The sequence below is a fragment of the Streptomyces sp. NPDC088124 genome (genome assembly GCF_040685895.1).
In the GTDB taxonomy this organism is placed as follows: Bacteria; Actinomycetota; Actinomycetes; order Streptomycetales; family Streptomycetaceae; genus Streptomyces.
This window is the reverse complement of sequence record NZ_JBFBJB010000049.1, coordinates 18226-35799: the sequence shown is the minus strand read 5'-3', so window position 1 is coordinate 35799 and position 17574 is coordinate 18226. Positions and strand designations below refer to the sequence as shown.

The following is a 17574-nucleotide window of genomic DNA, read 5'->3' as shown; positions in this document are numbered from 1 at the left end:
CACCTATCACCTGGGAGGTCAGACTCCCATCGGCTGGCAGAGTGTCCGCCGACAGCATACGAAAGCTCCATCTCTCGCCCGGAATTCGACTCGAAGGACTCAGAGGATTCTGGCGAGCAGGTCGTCAGGAATGATCGGCTGGTGGTATGTGCACTCCCCGGACAGCACGGTGGATCCGTGGAGCCGGGAGACCGGAATCAGCAGCTTTTCGCCCTGATTGAGTTCGATCTTGTGCGTCACGTTGTTCCAGAAGTGCATCTGCCCGGACTCGATCATGACGAGCCGGTGTTCATCGTGGACATGCGTGGTGGAGGTCTCTTCGTTCGACTCCACGAACGTGTCGAGATCGACTTCGATGTTCTCGTCCGTGAGGTACTTATCGATCTTCACGGCCTTGTCCTGGTACTCCTGGATGCTGTCCGCCCAGGTCACCTGGGTCTCCAGGTCGGCCTCCCAGAGTTCGGCGTAGCGCGCCGCGTCCGTGAACCCCCGGTGGAATTCCTGTACGACCCGGTCCCCGTGGACGGCGGCCAGCGGCGTGAGCAGACGCTCGACGAGTTCCCTGAGGCCGTCCTCCGCGACGGTTCCGACCCCGTCGAAGTAACCGGTGTCCGCGGTCAGGGAAGTGGCGAAGACATGGGCGAACCGGTCACGGGTGAGACTTTCGTCCATCTTCTTGTGGACGAGGGCGCCGAGGAAGGCGAACAGATTCTCGCGGTTCACCGCAAGATGGTGGAGGTGATTGCCGCGCGCCAGCGACGTGCCCAGGTACAGCTGCCAGTAGGCCGCCGCGGACGTCTTCAGGTCGGCACCGGCGAGCAGTTTCCCGTAGGCCGCCGAGGAATTCACCCAGGAGCGGTACTCGTCGAGCAGGAACGGCCGCAGCGAGGTGGCGGCCAGCTCGTACTCACCGAGTGCGGCCCGGCCCACCGCCGTGTTCATGGCCGGGAGAAAGGCACTCAGCTGGAGCATGAGGAAGGTGCCGGCCTCCCGCTTTCCCGCGGTCTTCAGAACGGCGTCGAGCGCCCTGTTCGGCGCTGCCGCCCGCTGCTCGAAGGAACTGAGTACATGGCCGGTCGCGGCGGCGACGGTCGGCCGTTCCAGCGGCGTGCGCCCCTCCTCCAGGAAGGTGAAGAGATGGTGCTCCAGGATCGGCTTCGCGAGGGCGCTCAGCACCCTGTTCTCCTGCGAGTAGAACGCTTCCTGGTCCGCCGTGACCGCCGGTTTCGGGGCGGGCGCGACGTAGAGCGCGTCGAGGTCGTACACGTTGCGCAGCATGCGATGGCCGAGGAGGCCGCTCAGCTTCAGGGCGTCGGCCGCCGGCATGGCGCCGGAGTAGTCGAGCCAGGCCAGGTCGTCGGGGCGGACCGGCCGTCGGTAGGGGTTGTCCTCGGTCGTCAGCTCGGCCCATTCGGCGGCCCGGAAGGCCCGGTTGGCCGCGAACGCCTTCACTACGGCGTTGGGATCGTCCCCAGGGAGAGCGGGGACGGCGGATAGGCTCGGAGAAGTCACCTGGACATGTCCTTCCAGTCGGGAGCGGGAGTGAAAGCCGGGCTCACCGCTCGGGGGCGGCTCGGGGGCCGGCGCCCGGTCATGATTCGGCCAGCAGTTCCGCCTCGGACATCGAGGCGACTTCGCGGTAGATCTGTGCCGCCTGTTCGATGCGGCCCGGAACGCTCTGCCGCTCGGCCAGACGTACGGCCAGTTCCCGCACCGTCCGGGTGGCGAAGAGGTCCGTCACGGTGGGCTCGGAGGTGTCCAGCCACTGCCTGATCTGGGCCATCACCTTGGTGGCCAGGACCGAGTCGCCGCCCAGGGCGAAGAAGTCGTCCTCGGCACCGACCCGGCCGGTGTGGAGCATCGCGCCCACGATGTCGGCGAGGACGGTCTCCAGGTCGCCGCTCGGCGGTGTGTGGGGCCGCTCACCGGCGGCCCCCGCCTCGAAAACGGCCCGGACGGCCTTGCGGTCGAGCTTTCCGTTGGGAGTCAGGGGAAAGGCGTCGAGCGTCTCGATCCTCTCGGGGATCATGTGCGGGGGCAGGTGCGCCGCCAGAGCCTCGCGTACTCCCGCCTCCTGGGAGCCGTCCGTGAGGGTGACCGCCGCGACGAGCTGCCGCGTCGTGTGCCCCACCACGTCCGCCACGGCGCGCCGCACGGTGGGCAGGGCGCGCAGGGCCGCCTCCACCTCGCCGAGTTCGATGCGGTAGCCCCGGAGCTTGATCTGGCTGTCGCGCCGGCCCAGGAATTCGAGGGTGCCGTCCGGCCAGTAGCGGGCCATGTCCCCGGTGCGGTACCAGCGCTCCCCGTCGTGGGTGACGAACCGGTCGGCGGTCCGTTCGGGATCGTTCCGGTAGCCGTGCGCGACACCGCGACCGCCGATCCAGAGTTCGCCGGGGACCCGGTCGGGACAGTCCGCCCCCGCTTCGTTGACCACCCGGCACCGGACATTCCCCAGCGGTACGCCGTACGGCACGGCCTTCCACTCCGGCGGAACGGGGCCCGTCACCTCGCAGACGGTGGAATGGATGGCGGCCTCCGTCGTGCCGCCGAGCCCGGCGAACCGGCAGTCCGGCACCAGCTGCCGCAGCCGTCCGGGCAGGTCGGCGCCGACCCAGTCGCCGCCGAGGACGACCACGCGCAGGCTGTCGCCGAGCCCTTCCGTCCCGCTTCCCGCCAGGATGGCGTCGAGCAGGCTCGGCACGCAGTTGAGGACGGTCACGCCCCGCGTGCGGACGAGTTCGGCGGCCCGCTGTCCGTCCCGGCGGCTCTCGTCGTCGGGCAGGACCAGGCACCCACCGACGGAGAGCAGGCCGAAGATGTCGTACACGGAGAGGTCGAACTCGAACGGGGACACCCCGAGCGACCGGTCACCGGTGGAGATCCCGAAGTGCTCGTTCAGGCAGTCGACCGTGTTCATCGCCGCCGCGTGGGAGACCTCGACGCCCTTGGGCAGTCCGGTCGAACCCGAGGTGAAGATGACGTAGGCGATGCTCTCCGCGTCGACGGTGAGCGGGCTCTGCAGCGGCTCGGCCCCGTGCTGGGCCGCGTCGAGGCCGAGGACGGTGATCCCGTTCGCGCCCGGCGCGCTCCCCTCGTCGCGCAGTGCCAGCACCACATCGCCGGTCCGCTCGATCCGGTCGCGCCGGGCGTCGGGCTGCTCGACGCCGATCGGTACGTAACTCGCCCCCGCGGCGAGCGCGCCGAGGGCGGCGACGACCTGGCCGGGGCCCTTGGGCAACTGGATGGAGACGGCGTCACCGGGCCGCACTCCCCGGGCGACGAGCGCGCCGGCGACCCTCAGCGCCCGGTCACGCAGCGCGCCGTAGCTCATCAGCCCGTCGGTGCCCCACACCAGGGCGGGCAGGTCCGGCTCCGCCCCGGCGATGTCGAAGAAACCCTCGTGCAGCAGCCGTCCGGAGACCGGCCGGTCCGTGGCGTTGGCCCGGGCACGGACGGCGGCCTGGGCCGGCGGCAGACTCCTGGACGCGGGGCGGTCCCAGTCGGCCTCGTCGGCGAGCAGTTCCTCCAGCAGCTCGCGGTTGCGCCGGAACATCGTGTCCATCATTCCGGCCGGGAACGCCTGCTCCCGTACGTCCCAGTTGAACAGCAGACCGCCGCGCAACTCCACGACCTGGGCGTCGAGTACGACCTGCGGCCCCTGCGAGATGATCCACACCGGCTCGCCGAACGCGTCGATGACGGTGTCCCGGAAGAGTTCCCCCAGGTTCAGCCCGCTGGTGTACACGACGGACGCCAGCACCGGCTCGCCCCGCAGACGCCCCAGATCCCGCAGTACGTCGAGGCCCGGAAAGGCTCCGTGCGACGCCTTGGTGTGCAGGTTCCGCTGGAACTGCCTGGCACGGTCGAGCACCGACAGGGGCTCGGTGACGTCCACGTCCAGCAGTACGGAACTGCTGAAGTCGCCGACGAGCTTCTCCACATCGGGGTGGAGGGGTTCCCGGTTGAACAGGGGCAGGTTGAGCAGGAACTTCTGCTCGCTCGACCACATGCCGACGACTTCGGCGAAGACCGAGGCCAGGACCGTGGCGGGGGTGACACCCCGCTCGTGGGCACGGTCGATCAGCCGTCGCTTGTGCTCGGGGTCGAGCCAGTGCTCGTAGCGGACCGTACGGAGCGGATCCTCCCGCTCCGACTCGGGTACCAGCGGCAGGGCGGGAGCGTCCGGCAACTCGGGAAGAACCTCCTGCCACCACGCCCGCTGCTCCTCGCGTGCCGAGGCGTTCATCGCGTCGTAGTCGGCGAGATAGCTCCGGTAGTCATACGAGAGCGGTGCGAGACCGGCCCTGTCCCCCGCGTAGAAGTCGGCGAGATCCGCCAGCAGCAGCCGGTAGCTCAGGGCGTCGGCGGCGAGCATGTCCACATCCACGTGCAGCCTGGTCCGGCCCTCGGGCAGCAGCGTCAGCGAGATGTCGAGAACCTGCCCGAGATCCGCGCGCATGCGCTGGTGCGTCTTCCGCTCACGAATCTCCTCCAGCCGGCCCGCCAGGTCCGGCGCGGCCACCTCGCGGAGATCGGTAAGCGACCACACCGGCACGCCGGGCCGGCCGAGGACCCGCTGGGTTCCGTCGTCGAGGAACTGGCTGCGCAGCATGGCGTGCCGGTCCACCAGCTCCGCGACCGCGCGTTCCAGCCGCCCCGGATCGACCCCGTGGCCGTCGAACTCCGCGTACAGGTGGGCCGCGACGCCGCCGAGGGCCTGACCGTCCGCGCGGCCGATCCAGTAGCCGTGCTGCATGGTCGCCAGTCCGAACGGCTCCCCGGCGGCGGCGGGGTCGCGCTCCTCCCGCGGCGCGGGCCCGGGCGGGCGGCCCGTCTCCCCGCCGAGGCGCTCCGCGATGAGTTCGGACCATGCCCGGACCGTGGGCCGCAGCGCGAGGTCGGAGAAGTTCACCCGGACCCCCCGCCGCCGCAGATGCGCGGCGATCTTGATCATCCGCATCGAGTGGAGCCCCAGCGTGACCAGGTCGTCGCCGGGACCGATGGCGGCCGGATCCATGTCGAGCTGGCCGGCCACCAGGGTGCGGACTTCTTCCTGCCCCAACACGACATCTCCCACGGATCCTCCACGATTCGCACGGTGTTCCCGGAACACGGGCACAGGCCCGAAGCTCGGAGCTATATCTGCTGATCACCGGTGCCGGAATTTCCCTCCCGCGACGGGGAGGTCGGCAACTTGCTTTATGAGAAGGGTGACAGCGATCCGGCCGCCTGAACGTACGACAGCGCCTTTCATGGTGTCAACAGGCTACCCGTCAGCCCCATGAGAAAGCGTGAGGAGTTTCCCTTAGGTATTTACCGGCAAGGGTTTTCTCTGCAGTGTTTTCTCTGCACCTCATGCCCAACCCATCACCAGGGGGACGCCGTTGACCTCGACTTGAGGCGTGCGCTACGGTCGGCCGGCGGAACAGTCCGCACGACTTCACCCTGGCGCACACCTGGCACCGTCCGCGATTTCCGCCGATTGACGGCCGAAGCGGCAGAACGAACAGGCGCCGTAAATTCACCGCCCCGCGCACTCGACACCGATAATCACGCGGCATCACCTCCCGATCCACGGAGAGTTGTCCACGAATGAATGCACCGACGAAATAACGCCCTGAAAGGAGTTTCATTCATGACCGCCGATGTGGTGGGCTGGCCGGCCGCAGACGCCGAGAAATACCGGAACGCCGGGTACTGGCGGGGGGAGACCTTCGCCCGGTTCCTGGGCGCACGGGCCCGTGCGCACGGTGACCGGCTCGCCGTCGTCGACGACCGGACCCGGCTCAGCTACGCCGAACTGGACGACCGGTCGGACCGGGTGGCGCGCGGACTCACCGAGCTCGGGATCGCCTCCGGGGACCGCGTCCTGGTCCAGCTCCCCAACCGGGTGGAGTTCCTGCTGCTCTGGTTCGCCCTGATGAAGACGGGCGCGGTGCCGGTCCACACGCAGCCGGGCCACCGCAGCAGCGAGATGACCCATCTGGCGCGGCTCTCGGAGGCGGTCGCCTATGTCATCCCCGACGTACACGCCGACTTCGACCACCGGCTGCTGGCCCAGGCCGTACGGAGCGAGAGCCCGGCCCTCAAACACATCATCGTGGTCGGCGATCCGGGGCCGGGAACCGGATTCACCTCCTTCGCGGACCTGCTGACGACCGGTCCGGCGGCCACGGCGCCGGCCTCCGGCGCGCGGGGCGAGGACCTGGCGCTCCTGCTGCTCTCCGGCGGCACCACCGGGCTGCCCAAACTGATCCCGCGGACCCATGACGACTACCTCTACAACGGGCGTGCCGCGGGCGAGGTCTGCGCCCTGACAGCGGACTCGGTCTATCTCGCGGCGCTGCCGGTGGCGTTCAACTACACGATGAACTGCCCAGGGGTCCTGGGGACGCTCGGAGTCGGCGGCACCGTCGTCCTGGCGAGCAACCCCGACCCCGACTACTGCTTCGGGCTGATCGAGCGCGAAGGCGTCACCATCGCCGCCATCAACCCGCAGATGGCGTCGGTCTGGCTGGACGAGGTGTCGATGACCGACGCCGACCTGTCCACCCTGCGGGTCCTCCAGGTGGGCAGCGCACGGCTGGCCGACGACATGGCCGAGCAGATGATCGCCGGGTTCGGCTGCACGATCCAGCAGGTGTTCGGGATGGCCGAGGGACTGCTCTGTCTGACCAGGCTGACCGATCCGCCCGAGATCATCGCCACGGCGCAGGGCAGGCCCATCTCCCCCGCGGACGAGGTACGGGTGGCCGGCCCGGACGACCAGGAGGTGGCCGAGGGGGAGGAGGGCGAACTGCTCACGCGCGGCCCGTACACACTGCGGGGCTACTACCGCGCGCCCGAGCACAACGCCAAGAGCTTCACCGCGGACGGGTTCTACCGCAGCGGCGATCTGGTGCGGCGGCTGCCGTCCGGGCATCTCGTCGTGGTGGGAAGGTCGAAGGACCAGATCAACCGGGGTGGCGAGAAGATTCCGGCGACCGAGGTCGAGGGCCATCTGCTGGCCCACCCCGGGATCCGGTCCGTCGCCCTGGTGGCCGCGCCCGACGAGGACTTCGGCGAGCGGTCCGTCGCCTTCCTCGTGCCGACCGGCACCCGCGCCCCGGACCGCGCCGAACTCGCCGTGTTCCTCGCGGACCGGGGGCTGGCCGCCTACAAGGCGCCGGACGAGGTACGGGTGCTCGACGTGATGCCACTGACCCCCGTCGGAAAGATGGACAAGAAGGCGCTGTCCGCCTCGCTGCGGAACGGGTCGGCCTGATGACTCCGCCCCCCGTACCGCCCCGCCTCGACGAACTGCTGGTACGTGCGGCGCGTGACCATCCGGACAGGCCCGCGATCACCGCGGACGGACGGACCCTCACCTACGCGGAACTGGAAAGGACCGTCCGCCGCCTGGCCGACGCCCTCACCGCCGCCGGTGTCCGCCCCGGCGACCGCGTGGGGATCCATGTGCCCAAGAGCGTCGAGGCCGTACTGGCCGTCCACGCGGTCCTGCGGTCCGGAGCCGTCGCGGCGCCGCTCGATGTGGCGGTGCCGCCCGAACGGACCGCCCGGATGGTCAGGAACGCGGGCATCACCTTTCTGATCGCCCCGTCGGCGAGGGCCGCCACCACCCACCTGGTGAAGGAGTGCGTCGACGACAGCCCGGCGACGCTCCGGCTTCTCGGGTCGGGCCTGGGAATCCTCCCCGTCGACTGCCCGGCGGCACCGCTCGGCCATCTTCCCGGCGCGGGGTACGTGCTCTTCACGTCGGGCAGTACGGGCTGGCCCAAGGGAGTGCTCCTCTCCCACGAGAACGTTCTCCACTTCGTGCGGTGGGCCGTCGGGCAGTTCGGCGTCACCTCCTCGGACCGGATCGGCTCCCAGTCGTCGCTGACCTTCGATCTCAGCACCTTCGACCTCTTCGGCAGCGCGCTGTCCGGCGCCTGCCTCGTCCTGCTGCCCGACGAACTCAAGGGGTTCCCGCGCGATGTGGTGGGCTGGCTGCGGTCCGAGCGGATCTCCGTCTTCTACGCCGTCCCGACGCTGTACCGGTCGATGCTGCGCCAAGGAGGAGCGAGCGGCGCGGAACTGCCCGAGCTGCGGATCATCGCCTTCGCCGGCGAGCCGTTCCCCGTGGGTGACCTCAAGCGGTACACCGAGGTGTTCGAGACGGCCGAGTTCTACAACCTGTACGGCCCGACCGAGACGAATGTCTGCACCTTCGAGCAGGTGTCCCGGCGGTGGGACCACCGGGACGGTCTCTCGATAGGCCGGGCGATCGACGGGGTCCGGGTCGAACTCGTCGACGACGGCCACCGGGTCACCCGGGACGAGGGAGAGATCGCCGTCGTCGGCCCGACGGTCTTCCTGGGCTATCTCGTCGACGGCGCGCCGCGGCCGCTCACCACCCGTGTCTCCCCGGACGACGGCGGCGGGCCCGCGTACCTCACCGGCGACCTCGGCCACTACGGCGAGGACGGAAAGATCTATCTGCGCGGACGCCGCGACCATCAGGTGAAGCGCCGGGGATACCGCATCGATCTCCTGGACATCGAGAGCGTCGTCCAGGAGTTCCCCGCGGTGCGCACCTGCGCGGCGGTGTGGCGGCCGCGGGGCCCGGGTGAGGGAAGCATCCTTCTCTACGCCGTCGCCGACGGCGCGACCGAGGCAGGTCTGCGGGAGGCCGTCTCGACGGCGCTGCCCCGGCACATGATGCCCGACGACATCCATCTCGTCGACCGGCTGGCACTCACCGACCGGGGAAAGATCGACCGCGAAGCGCTGGCTTCGGCGGCGCCGAACCAGGAAAGGGATCATGGAAGACGTCGATGAGCTGTGCGCCCTCCTCCAGGGGATCATCTCGGAATCCCACGGGGCCCTGGACGAGAAGGTGGAGCACGACACACCCCTGCTCGTCTCCGGGCTGCTCGATTCCCTCACCATCATGCGGATCGTGGCCCGGGTCGAGGCGACGACCGGGGTCTCCTTCCCGGAAACCGCGCTCGTCGCGGCCAACTTCCGTACGCCCACGGCCCTCTGGACGGCCATCGAGAGGTACCGGGCCGCCGCCGGCGACGGGAGCCCGGTGTCATGACGGACGGGGACCCCCGGGCCGGCGTCGACGACGTCGTCGCCCACGCGACCCGACTGGCCGAATCCGCGCTCGCGGAGGCGGACCAGGCCGACTTCCGCACCCGGTGGAAGGCGTTCACGGCCCGGGGGGTGTGGGACGAGGCTCCCTCGGACCGGCCCCCCGGAGCCGCCCGGCTCGGGCCGGTGACCAGGTCGGTGGCCACGATCGAGGGAATCGGCCGCGCGGGCACCAGCGCCGGGCTCTGCTACGCCATGGCGTCCCAGCGGTTCGGAATCCAGTTCCCGCTGCGGTCCGTCCTCGGCGACACGGAGCACACCGAGAGCGGGGACGTGCTGCTCTGCCACGCCCTGACCGAGGAGGGCGGGGGAAGCGACCCGCTCTCGATGGCCACGCGGGCCGAACGGCAGGAGGACGGCGGCTATCTGCTCACCGGGACGAAGTCGTTCGTCACGGCCGCCCCGGTGGCCGACACCGCCCTGGTCTTCGCCAGGACGGCGGCCGAACGCACCCCCTTCGCCCTCTCCGCCTTCCTGGTCGACCTGAGCGCCCCCGACGTCGAACAGAGCGCCCCGTTCCCCAAGACCGCCCTGACCGAGGTGCCCATGGGCTCCCTCACCTTCCACGGGGTCCGGCTGGCCCCCGGCAGCATGGTCGGCGAGGAGGGCTCGGGCCTCGGCCTGCTGACACTCACGACCGCGTGGGAGCGCGCGCTGCTCCTGTCGTACGCGCTCGGCCCCATGCGCAGGGTGCTCGACCGCACGGTGGAGTGGTGCGCGACCCGGGAGCACTTCGGGCGCAGGATGGGAGCGAGCCATGTCGTCGCGGCCCGGGTCGCGGACATGGCCCTGGCCCTGCACCGGTCCCGGGAACTCGTCTACCGGATGGCCGCGCGCCTGGACGCGGGGGTACGCCCCCGCCAGCTGGCGGCCGATGCCGCGCTGACCAAGATCTCCGTGGCCGAGGACTACCTGATGTTCAGCCGGCAGGCCGCCCAGCTCGGCGGGGTGCGCTCGTTCATCGAGGAATCGGGCCTCACCGCCGATCTGACCAGCCCCATGGCGGCGTCGGTCTACGCGGGCCCGAACGACCTGTTGCGCATCACGGTCGCCCGCGAGCTGGGACTTCCCGTCGAGAACTGACCTCCGACCGGACGGAAAGGATCACATGCACGCCTCGGACACCCCGCACACGGATACCCTCCTCGACCGGGTCCGGTCGACCGCCGCCGAACTGAGACTCGGCTCCGCGGCGGTCGACCAGGGGCGGCTCTCTCCGCACCACGGCTACCGGCTGGTGCGGGACGCGGGCCTGCTGACCCTCCTGATTCCCCGGGAGTCCGGCGGCGAGGGACTCTCGTTCCTCGACTACACCAAGGTCCTGGAGGAGATCGCCCTCGGCGACGGGGCCACCGCCCTCGGCTTCAACATGCACAACGTGGCCATCGGCTCCCTCTGCGAGACGGGCGGCGCCGCCCTGCCCGAGAGCGCGTCCCGGTTCCGTGACTGGGTGTTCGGTGAAGTCGTCGAGCGCGGGAAGATGTTCGCGTCGGCCACGTCGGAGACGGGTTCGGGGGCGAAGCTCCGCCGTATCCAGGCCACCTACCGGGCGGCGGGCGGCGGCTATGTCCTGAAGGGCACCAAGGCGTTCGTGTCGCTGGCGGGCATCGCCGACCACTACGTCGTCGCCGCCCGCGAGGACGGGACCTCCGAGGCCGACGAGGTGTCGCACTTCGTGGTCTCGAAGGGAGTTCCCGGCGTCGCCTTCTCGGGCGTCTGGGACGGCGCCGCACTGCGCGGCACCCAGACCGCGACCATGACGATGAACGGGGTCGAGGTCCCCCGGCACCGGTTGTTCCTCGGTGTCGAGGGGCTCTCCCTGTTCAAACTCGTGCGGGAACCCCACTGGATGGTCTCCGGCTACATGGGCGCGTACCTCGGGATCGCCGAGTCGATCCTGCGGCTCATGGTCCGGCTGCTCCGCGACAACGAGGGCCGCCGCTCGTCCCCCGTCGTCCAGTCGGAGGTGGGCCGCCTCGCCGTGGAGCTGCGGGCCGCGCGGGCTCTGGTCCACTCCGCCGCACGACAGGTCGACGAGGAACGCGGAAGCCTGGAGGCCAACACCGCCGTACACGCGGCGAAGTACTGCATCGGCGAGCTCGCCCCGCGTCTGGCGCTCGGCGCCGCGCGGATCTGCGGCTCCGGCGCGCTGCGCACCAGCGTTCCGCTGGAACGGCTGCTCCGGGAGGCGTCGTTCTGCGCCGTGATGCCCGCCAAACCCGACGAGTGCCTGGAGTACGTGGGCAAGTCGGCCCTCGGTTTCAACATGCTCAGTGCCCGGAACTTCGACTGGTAGCGGGAGGTGACGTCGCTGTGCCGGAGATCGAACTGAGGCGCGGCCCCGTCGAGTACCGGCGGATAGCGGGGGACGCCGGCCTCGCCCCGCTGGTGTTCCTGCACGAGGGGCTCGGCTGTGTCGCCATGTGGTCGCGGTTCCCCGACGCGCTCGCCCGGGCCACGGGCCGTCCGGCGGTGGTCTACTCCCGGCACGGCTACGGCGGCTCGGGCCCGGCGCCGACCCCGCGCCCGGTCGGCTACATGCGGGAGGAGGCGACCGAGGTCCTGCCCGAACTCCTGGACCGGCTCTCCCTGGACCGCCCGGTCCTCGTGGGACACAGTGACGGGGCCTCCATCGCCCTGCTGCACGCGAACGAGCACCCCGTGGACGCTCTGGTGCTCCTCGCGCCCCATGTCTTCGTCGAGCCGGAGACCCTGGCCGGGATCACCGCCGCCCGGGCGGCCTACCGCGAGGGGCCGCTGGCCGTACGGCTGAGGGGCTTTCACAACGACCCGGACACCGTCTTCCACTCCTGGGCCGACGTCTGGCTCTCCCCCGCCTTCCGCGACTGGAACATCGAGGACGGGCTGCGCGCCATCACCAGCCCGGTCCTGCTGGTCCAGGGCGAGCTCGACCAGTACGGGACCGCCCGTCAGCTGCGCGCCGTCGAGAAGGGGGTCGCCGGCCCGGTCCGGCGGGTCGAGATCGCCCGATGCGGGCACTCCCCCCATCTGGAGCGGCCCGGTGAGACCCGGGAAGCGGTGGAGGACTTCCTGGAGACCGCCGGGTCCGCTCCGCGGGTGCCTACCCCTTCCCTGCTTCGGAGGAGTGCAGCCGCCACCCCTGGACCCGGCTCCGTTCCTGCCAGAAGCGCCGGTAGGTCCCGTCCGCCGCGAGCAGATCCTCATGCGTCCCCGACTCGGTGACCCTCCCGTCCTGGAGGACGAGGATCCGGTCCGCGGCGACCACCGTGGGCAGGCGGTGCGCGATGACCAGCAGGGTGCGGCGCCCGGCCAGGGCGCGCAGGGTGTCGGAGATCGCCATCTCGTTGACCGGGTCGAGGGCTGAGGTCGCCTCGTCCAGGATCAGTACGGGCGCCTGCTTGAGAATGGCCCTCGCGAGGGAGATCCGCTGGCGCTCACCACCGGACAGTGATGTGCCGCCCTCCCCGACGGGGGTGTTCCAGCCGTGGGGCAGCCGGTCGACGATCTCGTCCACCCGGGCCAGCCCGGCCGCCTCCGCGACCTCCGCGTCGGTCGCGCCGGGGCGGCCGACGCGCACGTTGTCCTCCATGGTGCCCTCGAAGAGATAGACGTCCTGGAACACCATCGCGACCTGGGAGGCCAGCGTGTCGGCGTCGATGTCCCGTACGTCCACCCCGCCGATGCGTACCGATCCCTCGTCCACGTCCCAGAAGCGGGCGATCAACCGGGTCACCGTGGTCTTGCCCGAGCCGGAGGGGCCGACCAGCGCGGTCATCGAGTTGGCGGGCAGCACGGCTTCGAGCCGGTCCAGAACCGGTTCGGCCCCCGGGGAATCGGGATAGCGGAACCGGACACCGGAGATCTCGACGGTCGCGTCGGCCGGCCGGCGCGGCTCCGCCGGTTCCGGCAGCGACGGCGTACGGAAGATCTCGTCCAGCTGATCGAGCCGGTTCCACACCGCCCGAAGGGCTCCTCCCGCGTCGCTGAGGGCCGCGACCGGCTCGCTGAAGCGTACGAGGAGCACCGCGAGCGCGATCACCTCGGCGGCGTCGATCGAGCCGCCGAGCGCCAGCGCGGTGGCGATCCCGAGCAGGGCGGTCACCGAGAGCTGGACCGTGGCGCCGAAGGCGCCGCGGGCCACGGTCGTCCTGCGCAGCCGGCTGAGCCCGATGTCGTGCTGGCGCCGCATGTCCTGGTCGAGCAGGTCGTTCTGCGCGTGCGCGCGGCCGAAGGCCCGGATGACGGGCTGGCACTGGGCGAACTCGAAGATCCGGTCGTCGGACCGGGCCATGGCGGCGTCGACGATCTCGTCGGTGCGCCCGATCGCCGACGCCGACCAGCGATAGGCCAGGTACAGCAGCGGCAGCGTGGCCGCCATCGCCGCGGCCAGCCTCCAGTCGAGGAAGAACATGACGACGAGCACGGTCAGCGGGGTGACGACGGAGGTGATCAGCGGCGCCAGCAGATGGGCGAAGAGCTGGGTGACCTCGCCCACGCCCGCCGTGGCGAGCCTGGTCAGCGGGGCGAGCCTGGCCCGTGAGAACCAGCCGACGCCGAGCCGGCCCAGCCGCTCGCCCAGCCGGTGGTGGAGGAGGCCCGTGGTGGACACCGCGGTCCTGAAGCCGAGCAGGGCCTGGACGTAGTAGGCGACGCCGGTGGTGGCGGTCACCGCGGCGAGCAGCCCCAGCCAGGGCGCAGCCCGGCCCGCGTCACCGTCGAGCAGTGCGCTCAGTACCGGTACCAGCAGGGCGAACGCGGCACCCTGCAGGACCGCGTAGACGGTCACGGCCGTCAGATGTCCCGCGATCGGCCGCAGTTGTTCCTGGCCGAGGACACGGACGAGTTTGCTGTGCATGACGCTCCCTCCGGGTCAGCGGTTCAGCTGCTCGGCCGCACCGGCGCCCGATGCGGCGTAGGCGGCCCACAGCTCCTGGTAGAGGCCTTCGCGGTCCACCAGTTCGGCGTGGGTTCCGAGCTGGGCGACACGCCCCTGTTCCAGTACGACGATCTGGTCGGCCTCCACGATGGTGTGCAGCCGGTGCGCGACGAAGAGCACGGTGCGCCCCTCGACCAGGACCGAGAGCGCGTCGTAGATGCTCGCCTCGGCCTCCGGATCGACGAACGCGGTGGCCTCGTCGAGCACCAGGACCGGCGTGTCCGCGAGCAACGCCCGTGCGATGGAGAGGCGTTGGGCCTCGCCGCCGGAGAGCCGGGCGTCCTCGCCGACCACCGAGTCGTAGCCCCGGGGCAGTTCCATGATGCGGTCGTGGCAGCGGGCGGCCCTGGCCGCCGCCTCCACCTCGGCCGTCGAGGCGTCGGGGCGGGCCATCCTGATGTTGTCGGCGACGGTGGCACGCAGCAGACGGACGTCCTGGAAGACGAAGCTCACGTGGCGGTACAGCTCCCCCGGGGTCATCTCGCGTACGTCGACTCCCCCGATGGACACCGATCCGCGCTCCGGGTCGAAGAACCGCGGAAGCAGCGCGGCCATGGTCGACTTGCCCGCGCCGGAGGGACCCACCAGAGCGGTGACGGTGCCGGGCCGCAGGCTGACGCTGACGTCCCGCAGGACCGGCTCCCCCGGGGTGTAGCCGAAGGTGACGTCGCGGAAGTCCACGCGGTGCCCGGACGGCCGCCGGGGAGCCTCCGGCTCGGGCAGGACCGGTGTGTTCAGGAGGTCCGTGACCCGGGCCGCGGCCTGCCTGGCCTGGCCGAGGGCCTGGGGCGCGTAGGTCACGACGACCAGCGGTGCGGTGATCGCCAGCCCCAGCAGGACGAAGGGCAGCACGTCGACCGGCCGTGCCCAGCCGGCGGCGACGAAGAGCGTGCCGCCGCTGAGGGAGGCCAGCAGCATCGTGGCCGGGCAGACCAGGGCGTACGCGATCGAACTCAACCGCAGAATCGGTCCCTTGACGTCGCTCAGCGTGGCCATGTAGGCGTCGACGGCGCCGGTGTACCGGCCCCAGGCCCGGTCCCGCTGGCCGAACGCCTTGATCACGGCGATGCCCTGCACGAACTCGATGACCGCCGTGTTGACCCCGACGATGGCGCGGCCCAGCCGCTCGCCCTGCCGTCCGCTGCGGCGGCCCGTCATCCGGAACAGGACCCCGAACAGCGGCATGGTGACCAGGGTGATCAGGGTCAGCCGCCAGTCCAGGGCGAACAGGTAGACCAGGGCGGCGACCGGGGTGACGACCGCCATCGTCAGATCCGGCATCGAGTGTGCGACGAGGTAGTGCAGCGACTCGACGTCGTCGGCGAGGGTCTTCTTGACCGTCGCGCTGTTGCGGGAGGTGAACCAGCCCAGCGGCAGCCGGCCGAGCCGCCGGGCGATCCGCCGCCTGAGGCGGAGCTGGAACTCCATGTCCGCGTCGTGCATGAGGAGATAGCTCAGGGACTGGGCGACGAACCGCACCATCAGGGCGACCGCGGCGAACAGGACCACCCGTCGGGCCCGGTCGCCGTCACCCGACAGCAGCGCGGTGGCCAGCGGATAGATCGCGATGAACGAACCCAGTGAACTGATCGCGGCGACCCCTTGCAGCACGATGCCGAGGATCAGCCGACCACGTACCGGACGGAGCAGCACACCCAGTGCGCCACCGGTCCGCCCGGGTCCGTCCGTAACCGGGTCGTCGTTCTCCATGGTCTCCCCGCCGCTCGTCGCCACCTGACTGCCTCCTCCTGCCGTGGCCGCCTCCGGCGGCGCCCTGACTCCTGGGCCTGACTCCTGGGGCGTGTTTCGAAAGTAGCGCCGTCCGCCCGCAGGGCGGGGCTCGCGGCGTCTGGTGCACTGCACTCGCTCCGCTCGCTCCGTCTCGGCACATTGATTCGTCCTCTGGACGCCGAGCGCGATCGCAAGGCGGAGGATCGGCGCCCTCGATGGCCTGAACGTACGTGGACGACTCCGACAACGCAGCGAGCGTGCGTGCCAGGCGTCGCGAGCCAGGCGGGACTTTCGCAACACACCCTAGGCCGCAGTGGTGCGCCGCGGCCGGCTCATGACGACGATCAGTGCCGCCAGCAACATCAGTCCGCCTCCGGCGAGGAACGCCGCGGCGTAGCCGTCCGTGACGGCCTCGTTCCCGCGCCCGCCGTCGGCGACGGAGATCGCGACCACGTTGAGGGCGGAGATGCCGATCGCGCCGCCGATCTCGCGGGTCGCGTTGGTCAGAGCGCTGGCCACCCCGCTCTCCTCCGGTGCCACACCGTCCAGCGTGAGCCGCATGACCGTCGTCATCGCGGCACCGATGCCGAGTCCGATCAGGAGCTGCGAGGGGAACACGACGGTCCAGAATCCGGTGTCCGGCTGGATGGTGCCGGACAGGGCGAACCCCGCCGCGCTGAGCAGGAGTCCGCCGATCATGACGGAGCGCGCGCTCATCCTGGCGAGCAGCCGCCCGGTTCCCAGCGAGCCGAAGAGGATTCCGGCGCCGATCGGCACGAAGGCCAGTCCGGTCATCAGCGCCGAGTATTCCCGCACCAGTTGGAGGAAGTACGTGAGGAACAGGTAGTACGCGTAGAGCCCGCTGGCGATGAGAACCACCACGACGTAGCCGCTGCCGCGCACCCGGTTCAGGACGATGCGCAGGGGCATCATCGGTTCCGCCGACCGGTGCTCGATCCAGACGAAGAGGGCGAGCAGGAGCAGGCCGGCGCCGCAGAACACCAAGGTGGTGGTACCGAGCCAGCCGACCTCGATGGCCTCGGAGATGCCGTAGATCAGCGACCCGACGCCGATCGTCGCCGTCAGGGTGCCGGGCAGGTCGTACCGGGCGGACCGGGCCGCCTTGCTCTCGGTGAGTCCGCGCATCGCGGGTCCGAGGATGAGCAGCACCACCGGAACGTTGAACCAGAGGCACCAGCGCCAGGACAGGTATTCGGTGAGCACGCCGCCGAGGATCATGCCCACGACTCCGCCCGTGCCGACCGCGGCCCCGAAGACGCCGAATGCCTTGGCGCGTTCCGCGTCCGTGGTGAACATCGTGGTCAGCAGGGCCAGCGCGGCCGGCGCCAGGAAGGCGGCGGACACGCCCTGCGCGGCACGGGCCAGGAGCAGCATGATCTCGTTCACCGCGAAACCGCCGACCGCGGAGGACACCGCGAAACCGATCAGTCCGGCTATGAAGAGTTTCTTCCGTCCCTGGAGATCGCCCACCCGTCCGCCGAGCAGAAGGAACCCGCCGAAGGTCAGGGAGTAGGCGGTGACCACCCACTGGCGGCTCGAGTCCGACATCTCCAACGCCGACTGCGCGGACGGCAGGGCGATGTTCACCACCGAGGCGTCGAGTACGACCAGTAACTGGGCGGCGACGATGATCCACAGTGCCCTCCAGCGCCGGGGATCACCTCCGTCGGACGTCGGGCTGCCGGCGCCGGACGCGCGGACATCGGAGTGTGACATCGGACCTCACTTGAGTTGGCGGGCGGCGCGTGTGACCGCAAGGCGGCCGG

At 70.6% G+C, this 17574-nt stretch carries 10 protein-coding genes and 1 pseudogene; 6 read left to right on the top strand and 5 right to left on the bottom strand.

Annotated features, from left to right (window positions below; all coding sequences use genetic code 11):
* Positions 1–99: 99 nt before the first annotated feature.
* Positions 100–1512 carry a hypothetical protein gene (locus AB0P17_RS32180; protein ID WP_365816434.1) on the bottom strand — a complete coding sequence of 471 codons (1413 nt, stop codon included), beginning with the start codon at positions 1510–1512 and terminating at the stop codon, positions 100–102.
* A gap of 79 nt (positions 1513–1591) precedes the next feature.
* A complete protein-coding gene (locus AB0P17_RS32175; RefSeq protein ID WP_365816432.1) occupies positions 1592–5077 on the bottom strand; it encodes an amino acid adenylation domain-containing protein in 3486 nt (1161 codons plus the stop codon).
* A 558-nt stretch (positions 5078–5635) separates the two neighbouring features.
* On the opposite strand from AB0P17_RS32175, the gene AB0P17_RS32170 reads away from it, so the two are divergent.
* The 6 genes and pseudogenes from AB0P17_RS32170 to AB0P17_RS32145 all read left to right on the top strand — a co-directional run.
* Positions 5636–7264, top strand: coding sequence for an AMP-binding protein (locus AB0P17_RS32170; protein ID WP_365816430.1), 1629 nt, complete (start codon positions 5636–5638; stop codon positions 7262–7264).
* Complete coding sequence (locus AB0P17_RS32165) at positions 7264–8820, top strand: amino acid adenylation domain-containing protein (RefSeq protein WP_365816428.1); 1557 nt, start codon at positions 7264–7266, stop codon at positions 8818–8820. Before AB0P17_RS32170 ends, AB0P17_RS32165 begins: the two co-directional genes overlap by 1 nt.
* Entirely contained in the window at positions 8804–9082 is a 279-nt protein-coding gene (locus tag AB0P17_RS32160; protein WP_365816426.1) for an acyl carrier protein, read from the top strand. Before AB0P17_RS32165 ends, AB0P17_RS32160 begins: the two co-directional genes overlap by 17 nt.
* Positions 9079–10221, top strand: coding sequence for an acyl-CoA dehydrogenase (locus tag AB0P17_RS32155; RefSeq protein ID WP_365816424.1), 1143 nt, complete (start codon positions 9079–9081; stop codon positions 10219–10221). The genes AB0P17_RS32160 and AB0P17_RS32155 overlap by 4 nt, the downstream gene beginning before the upstream one ends.
* Before the next feature lie 25 nt (positions 10222–10246).
* Positions 10247–11434, top strand: a complete 1188-nt coding sequence (locus tag AB0P17_RS32150) for an acyl-CoA dehydrogenase family protein (RefSeq protein WP_365816422.1) — start codon at positions 10247–10249, stop codon at positions 11432–11434.
* Positions 11365–12162: pseudogene (locus AB0P17_RS32145) on the top strand (alpha/beta hydrolase); the annotation flags it as partial. The gene AB0P17_RS32150 and the pseudogene AB0P17_RS32145, both read left to right, overlap by 70 nt.
* A 58-nt stretch (positions 12163–12220) precedes the next feature.
* Here AB0P17_RS32145 and AB0P17_RS32140 read toward each other — a convergent pair.
* The 3 genes from AB0P17_RS32140 to AB0P17_RS32130 form a co-directional block, all read right to left on the bottom strand.
* A complete protein-coding gene (locus tag AB0P17_RS32140) occupies positions 12221–13975 on the bottom strand; it encodes an ABC transporter ATP-binding protein (RefSeq protein WP_365816420.1) in 1755 nt (584 codons plus the stop codon).
* Positions 13976–13990: 15 nt separating this feature from the next.
* Positions 13991–15790: an ABC transporter ATP-binding protein gene (locus AB0P17_RS32135; protein WP_365816418.1), complete on the bottom strand. Its 1800-nt coding sequence runs from the start codon at positions 15788–15790 to the stop codon at positions 13991–13993.
* A gap of 300 nt (positions 15791–16090) precedes the next feature.
* Positions 16091–17524 (bottom strand): MFS transporter, encoded by a 1434-nt coding sequence (locus AB0P17_RS32130; protein WP_365816416.1) that lies wholly within the window; start codon positions 17522–17524, stop codon positions 16091–16093.
* Between the last annotated feature and the right edge of the window lie 50 nt (positions 17525–17574).